The sequence below is a fragment of the Picosynechococcus sp. NKBG15041c genome (genome assembly GCF_055380235.1).
Window position 1 is genome coordinate 1,765,430 of sequence record NZ_AP040363.1, and the last position, 17,574, is coordinate 1,783,003.

17 protein-coding genes are annotated in these 17,574 nt (G+C 47.7%); 6 read left to right on the forward strand and 11 right to left on the reverse strand.

Annotated features, from left to right (window positions below):
* Positions 1 to 44: 44 nt before the first annotated feature.
* Together ACZ45B_RS08515 and ACZ45B_RS08520 are read right to left on the reverse strand one after the other, a co-directional pair.
* Entirely contained in the window at positions 45 to 641 is a 597-nt protein-coding gene (locus tag ACZ45B_RS08515; protein ID WP_024545862.1) for a hypothetical protein, read from the reverse strand.
* A gap of 47 nt (positions 642 to 688) precedes the next feature.
* Positions 689 to 1,102, reverse strand: a complete 414-nt coding sequence (locus ACZ45B_RS08520) for a VOC family protein (RefSeq protein WP_024545861.1) — start codon at positions 1,100 to 1,102, stop codon at positions 689 to 691.
* A gap of 118 nt (positions 1,103 to 1,220) precedes the next feature.
* Between ACZ45B_RS08520 and ACZ45B_RS08525 the strand changes: the two genes are divergently transcribed.
* Positions 1,221 to 2,135 (forward strand): ChaN family lipoprotein, encoded by a 915-nt coding sequence (locus ACZ45B_RS08525; protein WP_236612454.1) that lies wholly within the window; start codon positions 1,221 to 1,223, stop codon positions 2,133 to 2,135.
* Here the strand turns inward: ACZ45B_RS08525 and ACZ45B_RS08530 are convergent.
* A complete protein-coding gene (locus tag ACZ45B_RS08530) occupies positions 2,132 to 2,455 on the reverse strand; it encodes a translation initiation factor (RefSeq protein WP_024545860.1) in 324 nt (107 codons plus the stop codon). The genes ACZ45B_RS08525 and ACZ45B_RS08530 overlap by 4 nt on opposite strands.
* 267 nt (positions 2,456 to 2,722) lie before the next feature.
* On the opposite strand from ACZ45B_RS08530, the gene ACZ45B_RS08535 reads away from it, so the two are divergent.
* The gene (locus ACZ45B_RS08535) at positions 2,723 to 3,415 is read left to right on the forward strand and encodes a GUN4 domain-containing protein (RefSeq protein ID WP_024545859.1); all 693 of its coding nucleotides are present in this window, start codon (positions 2,723 to 2,725) and stop codon (positions 3,413 to 3,415) included.
* On the opposite strand, the gene ACZ45B_RS08540 is transcribed toward ACZ45B_RS08535, so the two are convergent.
* From ACZ45B_RS08540 to ACZ45B_RS08555, 4 genes are all read right to left on the reverse strand, one after another.
* Positions 3,412 to 4,275 carry a carbohydrate ABC transporter permease gene (locus ACZ45B_RS08540; protein WP_024545858.1) on the reverse strand — a complete coding sequence of 288 codons (864 nt, stop codon included), beginning with the start codon at positions 4,273 to 4,275 and terminating at the stop codon, positions 3,412 to 3,414. The genes ACZ45B_RS08535 and ACZ45B_RS08540 overlap by 4 nt on opposite strands.
* Before the next feature lie 5 nt (positions 4,276 to 4,280).
* Positions 4,281 to 5,330 (reverse strand): carbohydrate ABC transporter permease, encoded by a 1,050-nt coding sequence (locus ACZ45B_RS08545; RefSeq protein ID WP_236612453.1) that lies wholly within the window; start codon positions 5,328 to 5,330, stop codon positions 4,281 to 4,283.
* A 41-nt stretch (positions 5,331 to 5,371) separates the two neighbouring features.
* Positions 5,372 to 6,670 carry an ABC transporter substrate-binding protein gene (locus ACZ45B_RS08550; RefSeq protein WP_024545857.1) on the reverse strand — a complete coding sequence of 433 codons (1,299 nt, stop codon included), beginning with the start codon at positions 6,668 to 6,670 and terminating at the stop codon, positions 5,372 to 5,374.
* A gap of 75 nt (positions 6,671 to 6,745) precedes the next feature.
* Positions 6,746 to 7,861, reverse strand: coding sequence for an ABC transporter ATP-binding protein (locus ACZ45B_RS08555; protein ID WP_024545856.1), 1,116 nt, complete (start codon positions 7,859 to 7,861; stop codon positions 6,746 to 6,748).
* Between the two features lie 309 nt (positions 7,862 to 8,170).
* Here ACZ45B_RS08555 and ACZ45B_RS08560 point away from each other — a divergent pair, with 309 nt between their 5' ends.
* Positions 8,171 to 9,568, forward strand: a complete 1,398-nt coding sequence (locus tag ACZ45B_RS08560; protein ID WP_024545855.1) for an aspartate ammonia-lyase — start codon at positions 8,171 to 8,173, stop codon at positions 9,566 to 9,568.
* Positions 9,569 to 9,649: 81 nt separating this feature from the next.
* Here ACZ45B_RS08560 and ACZ45B_RS08565 read toward each other — a convergent pair whose 3' ends face one another.
* From ACZ45B_RS08565 to rpmI, 4 genes are all read right to left on the reverse strand, one after another.
* The gene (locus ACZ45B_RS08565) at positions 9,650 to 10,180 is read right to left on the reverse strand and encodes a tetratricopeptide repeat protein (protein WP_024545854.1); all 531 of its coding nucleotides are present in this window, start codon (positions 10,178 to 10,180) and stop codon (positions 9,650 to 9,652) included.
* 111 nt (positions 10,181 to 10,291) lie between these two features.
* Complete coding sequence (locus ACZ45B_RS08570) at positions 10,292 to 11,068, reverse strand: transporter substrate-binding domain-containing protein (protein WP_038027881.1); 777 nt, start codon at positions 11,066 to 11,068, stop codon at positions 10,292 to 10,294.
* An 86-nt stretch (positions 11,069 to 11,154) separates the two neighbouring features.
* Positions 11,155 to 11,505 (reverse strand): 50S ribosomal protein L20, encoded by a 351-nt coding sequence (gene rplT, locus ACZ45B_RS08575; protein ID WP_024545852.1) that lies wholly within the window; start codon positions 11,503 to 11,505, stop codon positions 11,155 to 11,157.
* 79 nt (positions 11,506 to 11,584) lie between these two features.
* A complete protein-coding gene (gene rpmI, locus ACZ45B_RS08580) occupies positions 11,585 to 11,788 on the reverse strand; it encodes a 50S ribosomal protein L35 (RefSeq protein WP_024545851.1) in 204 nt (67 codons plus the stop codon).
* 706 nt (positions 11,789 to 12,494) lie between these two features.
* Here rpmI and ACZ45B_RS08585 point away from each other — a divergent pair.
* The 3 genes from ACZ45B_RS08585 to ACZ45B_RS08595 all read left to right on the forward strand — a co-directional run bounded on the left by ACZ45B_RS08585 (position 12,495) and on the right by ACZ45B_RS08595 (position 17,479).
* Positions 12,495 to 14,867 (forward strand): hypothetical protein, encoded by a 2,373-nt coding sequence (locus ACZ45B_RS08585; RefSeq protein ID WP_024545850.1) that lies wholly within the window; start codon positions 12,495 to 12,497, stop codon positions 14,865 to 14,867.
* 358 nt (positions 14,868 to 15,225) lie between these two features.
* The gene (locus tag ACZ45B_RS08590) at positions 15,226 to 15,642 is read left to right on the forward strand and encodes a hypothetical protein (RefSeq protein WP_148293427.1); all 417 of its coding nucleotides are present in this window, start codon (positions 15,226 to 15,228) and stop codon (positions 15,640 to 15,642) included.
* Between the two features lie 190 nt (positions 15,643 to 15,832).
* On the forward strand, positions 15,833 to 17,479 hold the full coding sequence (locus tag ACZ45B_RS08595) for a mechanosensitive ion channel family protein (RefSeq protein ID WP_024545848.1): 1,647 nt from the start codon (positions 15,833 to 15,835) through the stop codon (positions 17,477 to 17,479).
* Positions 17,480 to 17,574 lie beyond the last annotated feature (95 nt).

Genomic DNA, 17,574 nt, shown 5'->3' on the forward strand with positions numbered 1-17,574 from the left:
AATTATAATGAACGGCCGCTGCCATTGGCCGTACTGTTTCGATCTTAGCCCCGCCGCTGGAAGGGTTGTCCCCAGTAACGCCAGCATTCTTTGTTAAAAGGCGATCGCCACTTCAAAATTAGCTCCCGCTCCAGGGCCAGCCGCTGGGTCCGGTCGGCGGGAACAGATACGTTGAACGCTAGATTGACCGCCACTGCCAAGTCATACTGACGGTGCAGACTGATGTAGGTATCAATGTAATCCTTGCAATCGTGGACCCCTTGCCAACGCTGTTTAATCGAGAGTTTCGTTTCCCCCACGTAGAGCAACAGCGGCACCGCATGGTCGAGGACAAAATAAATATTTGCCTGACTTTCCCGCAGCGGATCATAGCGTTCCCGGTAAAAATCCCAGGGTTTCGGCGGCAAACCAAAGGGATCGATTTTTTCGGCATCCCAATGGTCCGGCTTCGGTGCTGTCTCAAAAATTAAACTGGTTTGGCTTGGGGGCGGATTGAGGCGCACCTTGTCTTGAAATTTTTGAAGGCGCTGTTTCCACTGCAACAAACTGTCTTTGCCCAAGGTGAGGCTGGGAGGCCGTTCCGTACGATAGGGATTAGGGGCATCGGCCACAGAAAAAAGCTTGAGCTGTTCGTCGGTCATGGGCGGGCAAAAAGTCGCGGGCTCTCCAGTGTAGCAAAGGAAAAATCCTAAGCTCGCTCCCCCTGCAAGCGGATAAATTCTAGGGGCAGGCCATCGGCATCGGCGAGGAACATCACCTCATAAATGCGATCGCCAATCATCTGCTGTTGCGGTTTGAGGAGCACCGTGATCGGCTTAGGGGCAGTCTCTTGTAAATTTGTGAGCCAAGTGGATAAATCAGGGGTCATTTCAGTCAGATCAAAGGACAAATGGTAATAACCGACGTAATGCTCATCCCCAAAGGCATCGGGGGCGGGTTTTGGCTGGGGGATTTGAATCAACTCCAGGCGACCGAGAGGACCTTGGAGCCAACAGGCAAGGGTATAGCCCGTGGTGAATTGGGTTTCTATGGCAAAACCGAGCTGCCCATAGAAGGCGATCGCCCGGTGAATATCAGCAGTCCGGATCGAGGCATGGTGCATAGTTGGGGAGAGTGGGTGCAGGACATCTCAAATTTTCCCCCAGGGGTCGGGGCGATCGCCAAAAAAATTCCCTGCGCTACATTAGTGCTGAAGGTTTAAAAAATTTTTGCGGTAAGAAATGATGGGCACATGGCGCAAAGCTTGGGGTTGGCTGTTGTGGGGCAGTCTTTTTTTCTGTGGTTCTCTGGCCTATGCCGATGACAACATCGGCGATCGCCTCAACGCCATCACCCTCAAAACCGCCCCTTTAGCGGATACAAACGCATCCCTGACGGCCCTGAAAACAGCCCAGATTATCTACTTGGGAGAACACCACACCAGCGCAGCCGACCACCTCGCCCAACTGGAAATTATCAAAGCCCTCCATGGGCATAATCCCCAGGTGGCGATCGCCATGGAAATGTTTCAACGGCCCTTTCAAGACGTTTTAGACCGCTACATTGCCGGGGAAATTAGCGAGGCCGAACTGGTGGCCCAAACAGAATATGAAACCCGCTGGGGCTTTGACTGGGAACTCTATGCGCCGATTCTCCGGTTTGCCCAGGCAAAACAGATTCCAGTGCTTGCCCTTAATGCGCCGAATGAAGTGGTGCGGCAAGTTTCCTCGGCGGGTCTGGCCAGTTTAGAAGCGGCGGATTATGAATACTTACCGCCCCGCGATGAGCTGGATTTGACCAATGAAAATTACCAAGCACTCCTCCAGGAAGCCTTTTCCGGCCACGGGCAGCATGGCAACTTCAACTTTGAAAATTTCTTCGCTGCCCAGGTGGTGTGGGATGAAACCATGGCCGAGGCGATCGCCCAGTTTGCCACTGAAAATCCCGACACCCAAATCATTACCCTCGCTGGTCAAGGCCATGTGGTCTATGGCTATGGCATCCCTGACCGGGTACAACGTCGTCTGGGCGACGATCTCAGGCAACAAAAAGTTTTATTGAATCCCAGCCCTGAGGTGGCCGTGGTACCAGATGCAGCGGATCTGCTCTGGTGGACAGAAATTCCGGCGATCGCCCCAAGGCTTCCTTCAGATTAACCGCCACTCACTTTGGCCTTGTAGCCTTGGTCAAGGAGGAGGGTCAAAATAGGTTGCCGCTGATCCCCTTGGATTTCGATAACTCCATCCTTGAGGCTGCCCCCGCAACCGCACTTATTCTTCAGTTGTTTTAAAAGCTTTTGCAGATTTTCTGGGGAGTGTTGCAGGCCCGTAATCACCGTCGCTGTTTTACCTTTCCGGCCCGCACGACTCGCTTGGATGCGGGGACTTTGTTGTTGGGGCGGCAGATCTAAGACCTCTGGGGCCACTGCTGCCACTGGATCACCAAACTCTTGATAGACAACCTTTTTTCGGGCCATAGTTCCTGTGGGATTTAAGCCATTTTTTTCATAGCTTAACGGTTTTGGGGTCAAGGCGAGTGATTGAGAAAAATCCACTTAAAAATTGCTTAGAAAACAGCAATGGAGAAAAATAGCGATATTTCGGCTCAATACCCCGAAGACGTAGATAGTGCATCGGGGTAGAGTTGAGGTCAAATCCTGTGATAGTCTGGTTTGGTGGCGATCGCCTACAGATGACAGCCTATTCAATATTGACGCAACATACATTGGGGAGAAACAGCTTACATGGAGGCAACCAGCGATTTACTGCAAGAATTTTCGGCCCTATCGGCGAAAAAGCAGCTTGAGCGGATCCCCCAACTCATTGACGAAGGCGATACTGGTTTTGCGCTCCTCCGGGATTTTCTCCTCGCCCAGCAAGATCAAGAGGCAACCCCCGTGATGGGGCGCATTTGCCAAGTGCTGACCCAAAATCAAACAGCAGATAATTTATTGTTTATGCAGCGGGAGTTTCCGGAAGGCGTTGTCGAACTCCAGTCCGCCCGCAACATTGACTACCAGATCATCCAAGACAAACTTATCGAAGAAGAATTTCTTGAAGCAGACCTGCTGACCATTCAAAAGATGTGTGAGCTCGCTGGCGAATCTGCCATGAAGCGAAAATGGCTTTACTTCACGGAAGTAGAGCGGTTCCCAGCCGAAGACTTACTCACTCTCGATCGCCTCTGGCAGGTTTATTCTGGGGGGAAGTTTGGTTTTTCAGTGCAGCGCAAGCTGTGGAACTCCCTCGACAAAGATTTCAATGCCCTCTGGGAAAAAATCGCCTGGCGGGATGGCCGCACCTTTGCCCGTTACCCAAAGGCATTTATTTGGGACCTCGAAAAAGCGCCCCTGGGTCATTTGCCCACCACAAACCAACTGCGGGGCTCGAAGATGATTACGGCGCTCTTTCTCCATCCAGCTTGGACAAAAGCCTAAGACTTCACCGAACCTGCTAAAATTCCCCGCACGAAATAGCGCTGTAGGCTAAAGAAAACCGCGAGGGGAACAACCATCGAAATAAAGGCCCCAGCGGTGAGCAAATGCCAATCCTGGCCCCGGGAGCCTACGAGATTACTGAGCTGGATCGTCACAGGGGCGACATCGTTGGTGGTGCCGAGATATACCAGGGCAACGAGTAAATCATTCCAAACCCAGAGAAATTGGAACACCGCAAAAGAGGCGATCGCCGGCATTGAGAGGGGCACGATCAGTTTTGTGAAAATTTTCAGATGGGATGCTCCATCCACCTGGGCCGCTTCGATCAAATCCTTGGGCAGCTCGCCGATATAGTTGCGCAATAGATAAATCCCCAGGGGTAATCCATAGCCGGCATGGGCAAGCCATACCCCCAGAAAACTGTTAGACAGGCCAAAATCTCGATAGGCGCGCAAAATCGGAATCAAGGTTGTTTGCAGGGGGACTACCAACAGACAAACCACCAAGATAAAAAGAAACTGCCGCCCCGGAAATTTCATCCAAGCGAAAGCATAGGCAGCAAAACAAGCGATCGCAATGGGAATCACCGTCGCGGGAATGGCGATCGTTAAACTATTCAAAAAAGCCTGGCCCATGCCTTGGGATTGCAACACATTTACATAATTCTCAAGGTGATATTGAGTCAGTTCAAAGGGGTGTTGAAATACCGTCCACCACCCTGTCGCCAGCATCGCCTCCCGTTGTCGAAAGGAACTGATCAGGAGCCCCACCGAGGGCAATGTCCAGAGAAAGGCGATCGCCAACAAAGCGATGTGAATCGGGGCTTTTTGCCAAAATTGAACTTGATTGTGTTTTGCCATTATCGTCATCTCTCCTGTGCCCTAAACCGTCGAATATTACTGACCATCACCGGGATAATGAAAATAAGCAGCACAATGGCGATCGCGCTGCCTCGCCCAAAATTTCGGTAGTTAAACATTTCTTTGATCATCCGGCTGGCAATCACTTCCGTCCCAAAATTGCCGCCCGTCATCACAAAAACAATATCGAACACCTTTAGAACCAAAATAATAATCGTGGTGCTCACTACCAAAATCGTTGAACGAATCATGGGGATCGTAATGCGCCAAAAAATTTGCCAACTGTTCGCCCCATCGATGCGGGCCGCTTCGATCACTTCTTCAGGAATACCTTTGACCGCGGACGAAAGGATCACCATCGCAAAGCCTGTATAGAGCCAGATCATGATCGCGATCAAGGCGAAATTATTCACTGACTGTTCGACAATCCAGCCCACAGGTTCAAAGCCAAAAGTCACCAGGAGCGCATTTAAAATTCCAATTTGATCAGCCCCGGCTGGTTTGTAGGCATAGATAAATCGCCAGATCACACTGGCCCCCACAAAGGAGATGGCCATCGGCAAAAAAATTAGTGATTTAATGATGGGTTCATAGGGCACCTTATCAACGAGGACCGCAATAATTAAACCCAAACTAACACTCACCCCTGTAACCAAAGTCAGCCAGAGCAGATTATTTCTAAAAGCCTCCAACATCGCCGGATCACTAAAGGCGAAAATATAATTTTGTACGCCGACAAAGTTTTGCGATCGCCCGTCAAAGAAACTGAGATAGAAAGTTTGCACCGTCGGCAAAATTAAGTAAGCAGACAGGAGCAGCAGTGCCGGGGAAATATAAACCCAGGGCAAGAGTCGCCGATTCCAAGGTTTCGGCAGAGCATTAATCCCGATATTCGCTAAATAAAATAAGCCAATGACGCCGCCACAGCCGATGGCGATCGCCAAGACGACGTTCAAGAGACGCGCCCAGAATTCCATCATGACCTCCGTTACGGATTGAATTTCCTTTTTGCCAAGGGATTCATAGCAAATCAATTTTGAAAAAAAACAAGCCATTGAGATCCCTCTGACCCCTTTTTAGGGGGGTCTTAGAGATGTTAATCGGGCCAACTATTCTCGATATTCGTCAAAACTGTGGCCGCATCCGTGCCGCCGACATAATCCACCATGCCTGACCAGAATGTCCCCGTGCCCACCGCACCAGGCATCATATCCGACCCATCAAAGCGAATCACATCCGCATTATTCAGAATTTCTGCCTGTTTCCGACTCAGATCTGTGGGATAAAGGGCCAGATCAATGCCCTGCCGGGGCGAGAGATAGCCCCCCAAACTGGCCGCCACCTCGTGGGGCGTTTCACTGGCGAGATATTCCATCAACTGCCGCGCTTCTGGGGTGTCATTAAACATGGCTACCACATCGCCTGCGACTAAAATCGGCAAACCTTGGTCGGGGTTGATCGGCGGTAGGGGGAATACATCCACATCTTCATTGAGGTTAATCTCTGCGGGTAAAAATGCCTCGATAAAGTTGGCTTGCCGGTGCATATAACAGTCGGGGTCTTCGCCAAATAAACCCTGGATCGAATCCCCAAAAGGCGTACTCAAAACACTCACCATGCCGCCATAGACAGATGCTTCATTGCGCACGATCTCTCCGAAAAGATTCAGCGCATTTTCTACTGCTGGGTCATTAAAGGGAATGTCGTTGGTAATCCACTGGTCATACACCTCGGGGCCGGCAGTACGCAGCATAATATCTTCGACCCAATCCGTGCCGACCCAACCTGTGGCATCACCGCTTTCCATGCCGATACACCAGGGGGTTTTGTCTTCAGATACTAGGCGATCGCCCAGGGCCAACATTTCATCCCAAGTGGTCGGAATCTCATAGCCATTCGCGGCAAACTGCTGGGGACTGTACCAGACCAAACTTTTGACCGAAGCTCGATACCAAACCCCATAGGGCACATCATCCACACTACCGAGCTGGAGCCATGATTCATCGTAGGCCGCCTGCAAATCCTCAAGACTCATAAATTCTGTGAGGGGCACTAACCTCCCTTCCCGGGCAAAATCCGCCATCAAGCCTGGCTGGGGAAACATTGCCAGATCGGGCGGATTACCCGAATCAACCCGAATCGGTAGGGTGGTGGCAAAGGTGTCAGTGCCTTCGTAGACCACTTCAATGCCCGTTGCTTCCGTAAAAGGGGCAAGGGCTACTTCGATCTTTTCCTGCTGCTCACCGACCATCACCCCGACCATGGTGACCTGTGGTGTACCCCTTGCATTGTCATCCCCCTCGGTTGTGGGTTGGCCACAGGCGGCTAAACCGACAACGGCACCAATCGCAAGGATCGGTACATTAAACAGAATTTTCTGGTTTAAAAAAAGCATCCATAAAGGTTGAATTCAACAAAAATCATGGAGGAAGAATTTAAAAATAGCGTTGGATTTTTTGAACACATGCCATTACATGAGTACCGTTTCCATCTCTCGATCAAAGAGATACAAACGATTGACATCCCACAACACATTGAGGGCTTCTCCCTGTTTTACCGTAGCACGGGGGTCAAACCGCGCGACAAACTCGATCTGATTGGCTGTCTCAAGGTAAACAATCAGTTCATTCCCCATCATTTCTAGTAAATTCACCGTCGCTTTGATCGCGATGGTGACAATATCAGCGGGCAGATATTGGGGATGATAAATATCTTCAGGACGAATCCCTAGGGTAAGAGGACGGTCTTTAAAGGTGACCCCCCCATCCACCATGAACTGCGGCAAATAATCGGGAATTGAGATTAAATTTTCAGCCAGTTTTAAGGACGGTTTTCCATTGCTGATCGCCTGTTCGACCTCAAAAAAATTCATCGCCGGACTACCAATAAATCCGGCGACAAACATATTACTAGGATGGTTATAGAGATTACTGGGACTATCGACTTGCTGCAAAATGCCATCCTTCATCACTGCAATGCGATCGCCCATGGTCATCGCTTCCACTTGGTCATGGGTGACATAGACAAAAGTGGTATTCAGGTCTTGGTGCAGTTTACTAATTTCTTTACGGGCTTGGACCCGTAATTTTGCATCGAGGTTCGAGAGGGGTTCATCCATCAGGAAGACAGCGGGTTTACGGACGATCGCCCGCCCTACAGCGACCCGTTGCCGCTGTCCCCCAGAAAGTTCTTTTGGTTTACGGTGTAGTAATTTTTCGATGCCTAATTGGGCGGCAGCGCCCTGGACTCGCTTACGAATCTCCCCTTTTTTAATCCCTTGCAATTGCAGACTGAACGCCATATTTTCGTAGACGCTCATGTGGGGATAGAGGGCATAGGATTGGAACACCATCGCAATGTCGCGGTCTTTTGGGGAAAGGTGATTCACCGGGCGATCGCCAATGCAAATTTGCCCAGCGGTAATCGATTCAAGCCCGGCCAAAAGACGCAGGGAAGTCGTTTTGCCACAGCCTGAAGGCCCGACAAATACTAAAAATTCACCATCCTCGATCTCTAGGTTGAGGTTGTTGACAGCGACAAAATCATCAAATCGCTTCGTCACCTGCTCAAAGGTTACGCTAGCCATGGAAAGTCTCTGGTTAACAACAATTGTCTCCCATTAAAGCGAATGATTCCCAAAAACCCAAATTTTGCTACGCCTCATGACGATGATATCGCCTGTAATTGCGCCATAAATCATTGGGCAACTTGGGCATTGCCAGCGGTGACCACTCTCTTCGCATAATGCTTTAGACAAGCCCTTTAAAAGGGGCGATCGCCCCTCTAGCGCGTGAATTTTTCATCTGAACTTTTTCGGCGAAGCGACCATCGGTCATCCTCCAAAGCCCTCCTACCTTTACACTGATTGGATGTAATGTTGATTGAGCAAGCCAAGATGAGCGCCGATTTTCGCATTGAAAAAGATTCTATGGGCGATCGCCAAATCCCCAATGATGCCTACTATGGGATTCAGACCCTGCGGGCGACGGAAAATTTTCCCATTAGTGGCCTAAAACCACTGCCCACCTATGTGGATGCCTGCGTTTTGATTAAAAAAGCGACGGCGATCGCAAACAGTGAATTGGGTTGCATTCCCGAAAATCTGGCCACTGCTATTGTGCAAGCCTGCGATGAAGTGCTCCAGGGCCGTCTGCGCGACCAATTTATTGTCGATGTCTACCAAGCCGGGGCTGGCACATCCCATCACATGAACATTAACGAGGTTTTGGCGAACCGTGCCCTCGAACTTCTCGGCGGCGAAAAAGGCGATTACAAAACCGTCAGCCCCAACGACCATGTGAACTACGGCCAATCCACCAATGATGTCATCCCCACAGCCATCCGCATTGGGGCATTACTCGCGTTAGAACATTGTTTATATCCCGCCCTTTCAGAGGCGATCGCCACTTTAGATAATAAGGCCGCGGAATTTGCCCACATCGTCAAATCAGGACGCACCCACATGCAGGATGCCGTTCCGGTACGCTTAGGAGAAGGGTTCCGGGCTTGGGCGGAAATTTTAACCGCCCACCTGGGACGGATCGAAACCGCCGCCAAGGATTTAACCATCTTGGGCTTAGGGGGTAGTGCTTCTGGTACAGGTTTAAACACCCATCCCCAGTACCGTTTTCGAGTCGCTGAAATTCTCAGTGAACTCATTGGCCAACCCTTAACTTCTGCTCCTCACCTCATGGCAGCAATGCAAAGTATGGCACCCTTTGTGAATGTGTCGGGTTCTCTGCGCAATTTGGCTCAGGATCTGGTGAAAATCTCCCATGACCTGCGCCTGATGGATTCAGGGCCAAATACAGGTTTTAAGGAAATCCAACTGCCCCCCGTCCAACCGGGTTCCTCGATTATGCCGGGGAAATATAATCCGGTGATGGCAGAAATGACCTCTATGGTGTGCTTCCAGGTGATGGGCTATGATACGGCGATCGCCTTTGCAGCCCAAGCTGGACAACTCGAACTAAATGTGATGATGCCCCTAATTGCCTACGATCTGATCCACAGCATCGAAATTCTCGGTAACACGATCAAAGCCCTCAGCGAAAAATGTTTGGCTGGAATCACTGCCAATAAGGAACGCTGTCACAATTACGCCGAAAGTAGTTTATCCCTCGTGACAGCTTTGAATACCCATATCGGTTATCTCAATGCCGCCGATGTCGCCAAGGAATCTTTGCAAACCGGAAAAACCCTCCGCCAAATTGTATTGGAACGGGGCTTAATGGATGAAGCGACCCTCGCCCAAGTCCTCGATCTCGAAAAAATGAGTCAGTTACCTGATTAAAAGCAGATTAGGCGATCGCCCAATTATTTTTTGAGGGGCGATCGCCATGGGTTGGATTGGATATTACTTTTGCGGTCGAGCTTATGGAGCAACAAAACGCTTACGCAAAGATTCAGCCCGCTTTTTTGCTGTCTTATTTTCGGGTTCCGCTTGTAGAGCAAGCTCATAGGTTTCTAGAGCCTTGGCCGTCATTTGCTTCTTTTCGTAGATATTGGCGAGGTTATTGAGAGCCGTCACATAATCCGGGAGCTCTTTGAGGGCAGCTTTATACTGACGAATGGCCAAATCATACTGCTCTTGAGCGAAATAGGCATAGCCGAGGGCGTTGTAGATGAGCGCCTGGTTTTCTGGCTCTAGCTCATCATCAACCTTGAGGGCTTTTTGAAGCAGCTGTGCCGCTTGGACATAGAGTTTCTTATCGAGATAAAGGCTACCCAACTCATAATATTCTTTTGCTGTGCCTTTGCCATCCTTGAGCTGGGCCTGTAAATTCGAGAATGTATTTTCGACGCGCCGGGTCTTGAGCACTTGGCGGAACAGGAAAAAAGCCAATCCTCCCAGTAGGGCAACGAGGATCGATAGATAGAAAACGGGTAAAAACTCTTGATCCATAGCAACAGACAATCAGTAGCAAGTTTTATCTTAAAAAAATTTTGATTATTCTCTCAGTGCACCGTTAGGAAAATGACACGGCGACTTCGGCCCTGCTAGTGTATCAGGTCTCTAGGGTAGGCCCCAATGATTGATACGTTCCGTTAACCAGCCGTTATTTTGCCAATTGTTGAGAGTGCGATGAAGGGCTTGGTTGAGGCTCTGGTGTTGGCGGCCTTTGGGGTAGGCGATCGCCAAGGGATTTCCTACTAACCAAGCGGGTAACAGCTGGTAGCTGGGATATTGTTGAATCCAGCCCGTCAGCACAGAGTGATCGCCGGCAAACAGTTCGGCTTCGTCGTTTTCGAGGCGCTGTAATGCTTCACCATAGGAAGCGACCCCCACCAAAGTCGCATTGGGAAAATAGGCGCGTACGGCGGCGATCGCCTCAGACCCTTCTAGCACCAGAATCCGTTGATTGGTAATTTGATGGGCGGCGGTCAAGCGGGGATTTTTCGACACAAACCCAAGGCCATCTAGGTAATAGTAAGGGCTAAAGTTCACGAGTCGCTGCCGGGAAGCATTAAACCCCAACTGGGCGATCACTAAATCTACTTCCCCCGTCAAAACCGCATCAAGGCGCTCTTGGTTGCTGAGGGGAATTAATTCTACCGCCAGGCGATCGCCTAACAGCTCTGCCGCTAGTTGGTGGGCAATATCAATTTCCAAACCCTGCAAGTTGCCCTGGTCGTCCCGAAAACCGAGGGGGCGCACATTGTCTTTCACCGCTACCCGCAGCACTCCCCGCTGTTGGATCCTCTCCAAAGGAGTTGCCCTGACCAGAAGAGGCGATCGCAAAAGATAAACCGTGGCGATCGCCAGTCCAATCGCGAATTTATGGCGGCCCATGGTTACTTCTCTCCCATAATAAAAAACCCCAGAATCACTTCAGGGGCTTATATTTAGCAATTCTTTGCTCTTTATGATGCCATAACCTAGGCAGCTTTGGCGGCTTCGACGACCTTAGCAAATGCCTGAGGATCAACAACCGCCAGTTCAGCAAGCATCTTACGGTTGATCTCGATATTGGCTTTCTTCAACTGACCAGTCAGTTGACTGTAGGACAAACCATTGAGCCGGGCAGCCGCATTGACCCGGACAATCCATAAACGACGAAAATCGCGCTTTTTCTTCCGGCGATCGCGGTAAGCATTCCGCAATGCCTTCATAACCTGCTGATTTGCTGTGCGGAAGAGCTTGGAATGAGAACCCCGGAAGCCTTTCGCTAACTTAAGAATTTTTTTACGACGCTTACGGGCGACGTTACCGCGCTTGACTCTTGGCATAGGAAGTTACCTAATATTTTCAGTAAAAATAAAACTTTGTTTCAGGACGATGGACGATGTCAGAACTATGGCTAGAACCCTAGGCGTAGGGAAGCATTAGGCGGACATTTTTTTCATCTGCTTTGTCTACAAGGGCCATTCCAGACAGACGACGGTGCTTCTGTTCTGCGCTCTTGTGATCGAGGAGGTGATTCTTGAACGCTTTGCGGCGCGCGATTTTCTTGCCGCTACCAGTCAGCTTGAATCGCTTTGCAGCAGCGCGGCGGGTCTTGAGTTTAGGCATATAAATATCTATAAATCGACACAGCTTACAATATTACCCTGTTTACGCCAAATTCTTCAAGAGGGCGTAAGTGGCCTAGGTATATTGACTCTGTCTGGCAGAAACTTAACGATCAACCAACGAATAAGACGCAGGTGAAAGTGATTTCTCGTACCTAGAGGATGTCTGAAAAGGGTCTAGCTGTGGCCTTTTTTGAGATCATTTCAACGGTGAAATCAGGGTTTCAGCCGATTTATCCAGTGAAAACCATCTGACTTTTCATCTGGGGTCAGGACTTTTTTGGCGTCCTCCTAAAAAACTTAAGCCAGAAGGATAGGCACAAAAGTGACTTGAATATCAAGTTTCACTTGAGGCTTTTATTTTCTTGACATTGACAAACTTCAAGGACAACTCAAACTTAATAGCCTTAGCATCTCTTATTGGCGCCTTAGAATACAAGCCATGCAGATAAATGTCAATTGTCCTTAATGCAATACCTTTAAAGGTTTTGTGAAATTTCCGTGAAGAAGCTGTTGATTATGAAGAATCCATTAATGTTTTTTCATCGATTTGTCTTTTGAAATTATTATGCAGAAGTGTTTATGTAAGGTCACTAAAAAAATTGCCAAAACATACCTCAGTGTGGGTAGCTCAAGTCGCCAAAAGCACTTTCTAAAACTGCATTGCTTTGAGATATTAATCATGATTATTTAGGTGTGTAGACTTTATGGTATGGAAACTGAGTTTCTGGCAATCAATTTCAAAAGCGGCTTTATTGCTCGCCTTGGCCCTCTTAAACAACCCAAAAACCCAGGCATCAGAATTTGTATTGTTAGATGAACAAAACCCGACTAACCTTGTAGAATTAGAGACTGTAGATAATTTAAAAGCACAGGCTGAAGTCGGGGAAAGAAACTCAGGAAATCCAGATGCAGTTGATGAATTATTAGAAGAGTTGCTGTTAGAAGAGCAAGTAGGAGAGGCGCCTATTGAAGATGTTGATTCATCAGTTTCAACAGATCCCGAAGAGGATGCCGAAAGCAGGTCAACAGAAGATAACAGCGATTTAGAGGAAGAACTTGAAACTCCTCTTCAGACGGTTGATGATGAACGTGTTCAAGCAAAATTGACAAGATTTATCCTGGATGACAGCACTTATTCTCACTTGTCTAACTGGGGAGTGAGTTCATCAATTACATCAGCTGATGAATCCATTAACGATACCGGCTTCAGTATTTTTAAGAAATTAGACTCAAACTTAAAAGTAGGGTTGACAAGAGATAATGTTTTAATTACGGACTTTAGCGGTACTTACGCGAGATTAGGAACTGCTTTAAGAGCCCGAGAAGTGGAGACCAATATAGATGTCCCTGTTACTTTAGCGGGTTTTAGACAACGCATCACCATAACAGGGGACTGCGGCGCTATCAATTTAGAGGGAGACGAGTGTAGCCTTTTACCCCCACTACAATTTGAAGGCTATGATGATCGGCTAATCCCCACTGGATTGTCTCTACGAGAAGATTGGGTTCCTCTTTTCGGTGAAGTCTCTCCCGAAACACTTGAATTTATGAAGCAGCCAGGATTTCAGCAAGGTCTACCTGGTGAGGAACTGGGGCTTGATATCTTAGTCCCGAATGCTGGGGTTTTTGAGGATACATCCCGGAATAGGGTTGCATCTAGATTTGAGGAAACCGATAACGCTGTCACGTTTAGTCTGAATCACGTTCGACAAGTTCTCAAGCAAAATTATCAAGAAGCAGTTTTAGGCCGTACCATTCGGGGGGTCAATGTAATTTCAGGAGATGAAGATGCAGCTTTAGATACAGTAATTCAGCTGGCAACTGCTTCATGGTTACCAGATGCCAATCCATCTATCGAAGGTAGTGATCGCCCTTTTAATCCAAGGATTAATGACAACCTCTTTAAAGCAGCAAATGGTGTGCGGCTACCCGCTAATAGCTACACTTCTTATCAAGTTGGTGTTGCGCGTGCGGAAAGTATTTCGGAAGAATTAGCAGCAAACCCGAATCCAGCGAATGCACCAGAAGGGCGATCGCATTATTTATGGATGGGTTTATCTCCTGTTATAGACCGCTCCTTTGAAGTGATTGCATCTGGAGACACATTTAAAGAAGTAGGTCTTTTTACACCGATTCTTTCGTTTCGAGCCGAAGCCGGTCAAGCAAATTTTGGCTCTAATGAACCTGGTCTAGGGGGGCTAGAGAATGGCGGAACTAACATTAATAACCTGGAAGTTATTGGTAATATTCTCGGCAATTCAATTACTGGTCTTCCAGGAATTTATGCACAAATAGCATTGGATATTGGCCTAACTAATGCCATCGCAATCAACACAACTATGTACCGTGAGCTAGTGAATTTTGTTCCTCATATTAGCTTCACAGGAAATGTCACTGATTACCATACAAATAGAAGATATTATGTCGGTGCTCTCTTCGACTATACCGGCGGTGAATCTGGTCAGCGTATTAATCCCTACATTGGTGCAGATTATAATTTTGATAATCGTCAAGGTCTGAAAGCATCGACAGGATTTATTGGTTATGCAAATCCAGATCGTGACTACTACAGTCGAGTCTGGGGGAATATTTCTCAGACTTTTTCTCGCTCCAGAAGTTCTACGGGCGGACCAGAGCAAACGAGTTTTACGGTAGCGCTCAATGTAGACTATGCCATTGATCAAGAAGAATCTATTGATGGTATTGACGATGAAATTTTTATTGGTTCGCAAGGCAGTAAATTCACCTTAAGTGGAGCGGGGCGATTCGGTAGTCTCGTCGCGGGTGTCACTCATAATTTTGGCAATATTCTTGATAATTCCGATGAGAGTTACACAAGATTACAAGTTGGCACTCAGCTCGGAAAAGATATTTCTCTTTCTGGTTACTATACGCCTTTTGATGAAGGCAGTGATGTTGATGTATATGGCGTTTCTCTAGGGTTTGACCTAGGGGGAAATAATACTAATGCACGACTCTCTCTTGGATGGAACCAGAAAAAATATGTTTTTGATTCTAATGATGTCCTTGATAATCGCTATACAATAACTTTCTCTATGGGAGGAAACCGTAACTAAAAAGCTCATTTTGTAAAATATTCAAGCAAATCCTCCTAAGCTATACGTCATATAAATACGGCTTTTATAAAAATAGTTTTTTGAAATTCTTAAGGAAGCCAAATCGAAGTCTTTAGACATAAGCTCCATTAGAGCTTGTTGGTTATTTTTGTTGTGTTTTCAGTAGTGCTTTTTTTTGATTTTTATTTCGCAAAAAATAATTTTTTATTGTTTCTGTAAAGATTTTTCTGATTATGAAGATTATGTCAATATTTTCACTAGTTTATTTTTCTGCGTTACCATGTATTTAGTGTGATCTAGAAAGATCACTTCGCAATCTTTTCCTGGCAATTAAAATAGAAAAGTAAGGAGTTAATTTATGAATTCTAAGTATCTGATGTTAGGTGTCATTGCATCTGGATTTGCTTTTGTTAATCCAGTATCTGCCCAGGTTGATATTGGTGCTAGTATTACTGGCATCACAAATGCAGCAGCAGCCGTAACTTTCACCTCTGATGCTACCCGTATAGAAGCAGATACAGCCGGGTTTGGTGCGGGGTATAGAGCTGACGACCAAGTTTTTGCGGCGAGTGTGGCCTTTGGTGAAGAATCTGCTTACGCATCTGCCCAGTCTGCTGACTATAACTTGCTGGGTGGCTTTGCTTTAGTAAGTGAAGCTTATGCTATCGGTACTGATAGTACTGAATTCATCAATACCGATACTGAATTTTACACAATCAGTGATTTTACTGGTGGCGAAAACGAACTAATTGACACTAATGGTGGACAATTTTAATTAAGTTTAGCTTTGTTTAAGACGATTTGAAGCTGGGGAGAATTCCCTGGCTTTTATTTTTTGGAAAAACTCAAAAATCTCTGTTTAAGAATTTATAAACAGACTGCCCTCGGTTTCATTTATCCGAAATCGGGGCTAAATTTTTGGTAGAGTCGAACGATAACCTCAAATTCTTGATGTAATCGTTTCTATGAAGTCTTGGCGATCGCCCTTTATTATCTTCTTTATTACCTGTCTGTTGAGCCTGGGGCTCCAGCGGCCTGGGGAAGCATTTTTCGGCTTACCAATTCCAGAGGGTAACCTAGAGGGAATTTTACCAACCAATGGCAAAGAGTTAATTGTCGATCGCTGTGTCTACCTCGACGGTCACTGTATTTTTCAGGTAGCGGCACCCCGTTCAGAGCTTTCGACGCGGCTTAATTACATCCAAACCCAACTAAATCGGGTAAAGCAGATCTATGACAGCCCAGAGATTCCTGAAATTCAAGTCAGGCCTGTGGGAGATAGTGACACCCCAGGCGCGCAGAATAATATCGAAATCCAAGTTGGAGATGAAGCACCCTTTCGCTTGATGACGGTGACCCGCTGGGATGCTCAACTGCACGGTGAAGATATTGATAGCCGTACCCAACAACTCATTGATCAAATTCAAGCTGCCCTTACCCAAGCCCAGCGGGAGCGCACCCCCGAATACCTCAAGGAACAGGGGGCGATCGCCATTGGCATCACACTTCTAGCGCTGATCCTGAACCTAGTCGGGCGGCGCTGGCGACATCGACTCTATAAACGGCAACAGTGGGCGATGGAATTTCCGAAAACAGCGACTCCCATTGCCACCCAACTCAGCCAGCGACAAAGCAACAACCTCCAAGAAGTGGAAATGCGCCTCAGCCAGTTGCTCCAGGGTGGGGCGATCGCCGCTGCCCTTTTTATCAACCTCGGTCTTTTCCCCCAAACCCGCATCTTTCAGGTGTGGTTACTGACGATTTTTAAATATCCTCTCTGGTTGGCACTGATTGCCCTAGTTAGTTATCTATCTGTTCGCCTCAGTTATGCCCTGATCGCCAAGGTGAATCAACTACTTGCCGATGGCGCTCTCGAAGCATTTACGTTTATCACTCAAGAATCTAACCAACGGCTAGAGCTGCGAGTGCAGACCTTTTCTCAGGTGATGCGTAGCATCGCCACGTTGATCATTCTGATCATTGCCTTGCTGGTGTTTCTCTGGTCGATCAACATTGATATTGCACCGATCTTGGCCGGGGCCGGGATTATCGGTTTGGCCGTTTCCTTCGCCGCGCAAAACTTACTCAAAGACATTATCAATGGCTTTTCAATTATTCTCGAAGACCAATATGCCGTTGGCGATGTGATTAACGTGGGGGCAGTGACAGGCTTAGTAGAAAATATCAACCTGCGCATTACCCAAATTCGCGATGCAGAGGGGCGTTTGATCACGATTCCGAATGGGGAAGTACGGATCGTGGCTAACCTCTCAAATCAATGGTCTCGGGCAGATCTCAATATCCCCATTCCCTACAATATTGATGTGGATCTCGCCCTTAAGGTGCTTGGGGAAGTGGCTCAAAAAATGTATGAAGAAAAGCAGTGGCGATCGCAAATTATTGAACCACCAATCGTGCTGGGTGTTGACAACTTCAATGAGCGGGGGATGGTGATCAAACTATGGATAAAAACTCTCCCCCTCAAGCAATGGGAAGTAGCGCGGGAATTTCGGCGACGCCTGGCTATTGCCCTAAACCAAGCAGGGATAACAATTCCTGCACTCCAAAACGAAGTCTGGCTCCGCTCCGATGTCCCCCCGAAGCTTGGGTAATCTTTTGCTCCAAGGATTTAATTTCTAGGCTGCGCCAGGCATCGTTTTTGGGAAGGGGACGACCCTTACTTTGCTGGGTCTGGTGTATTCATGAT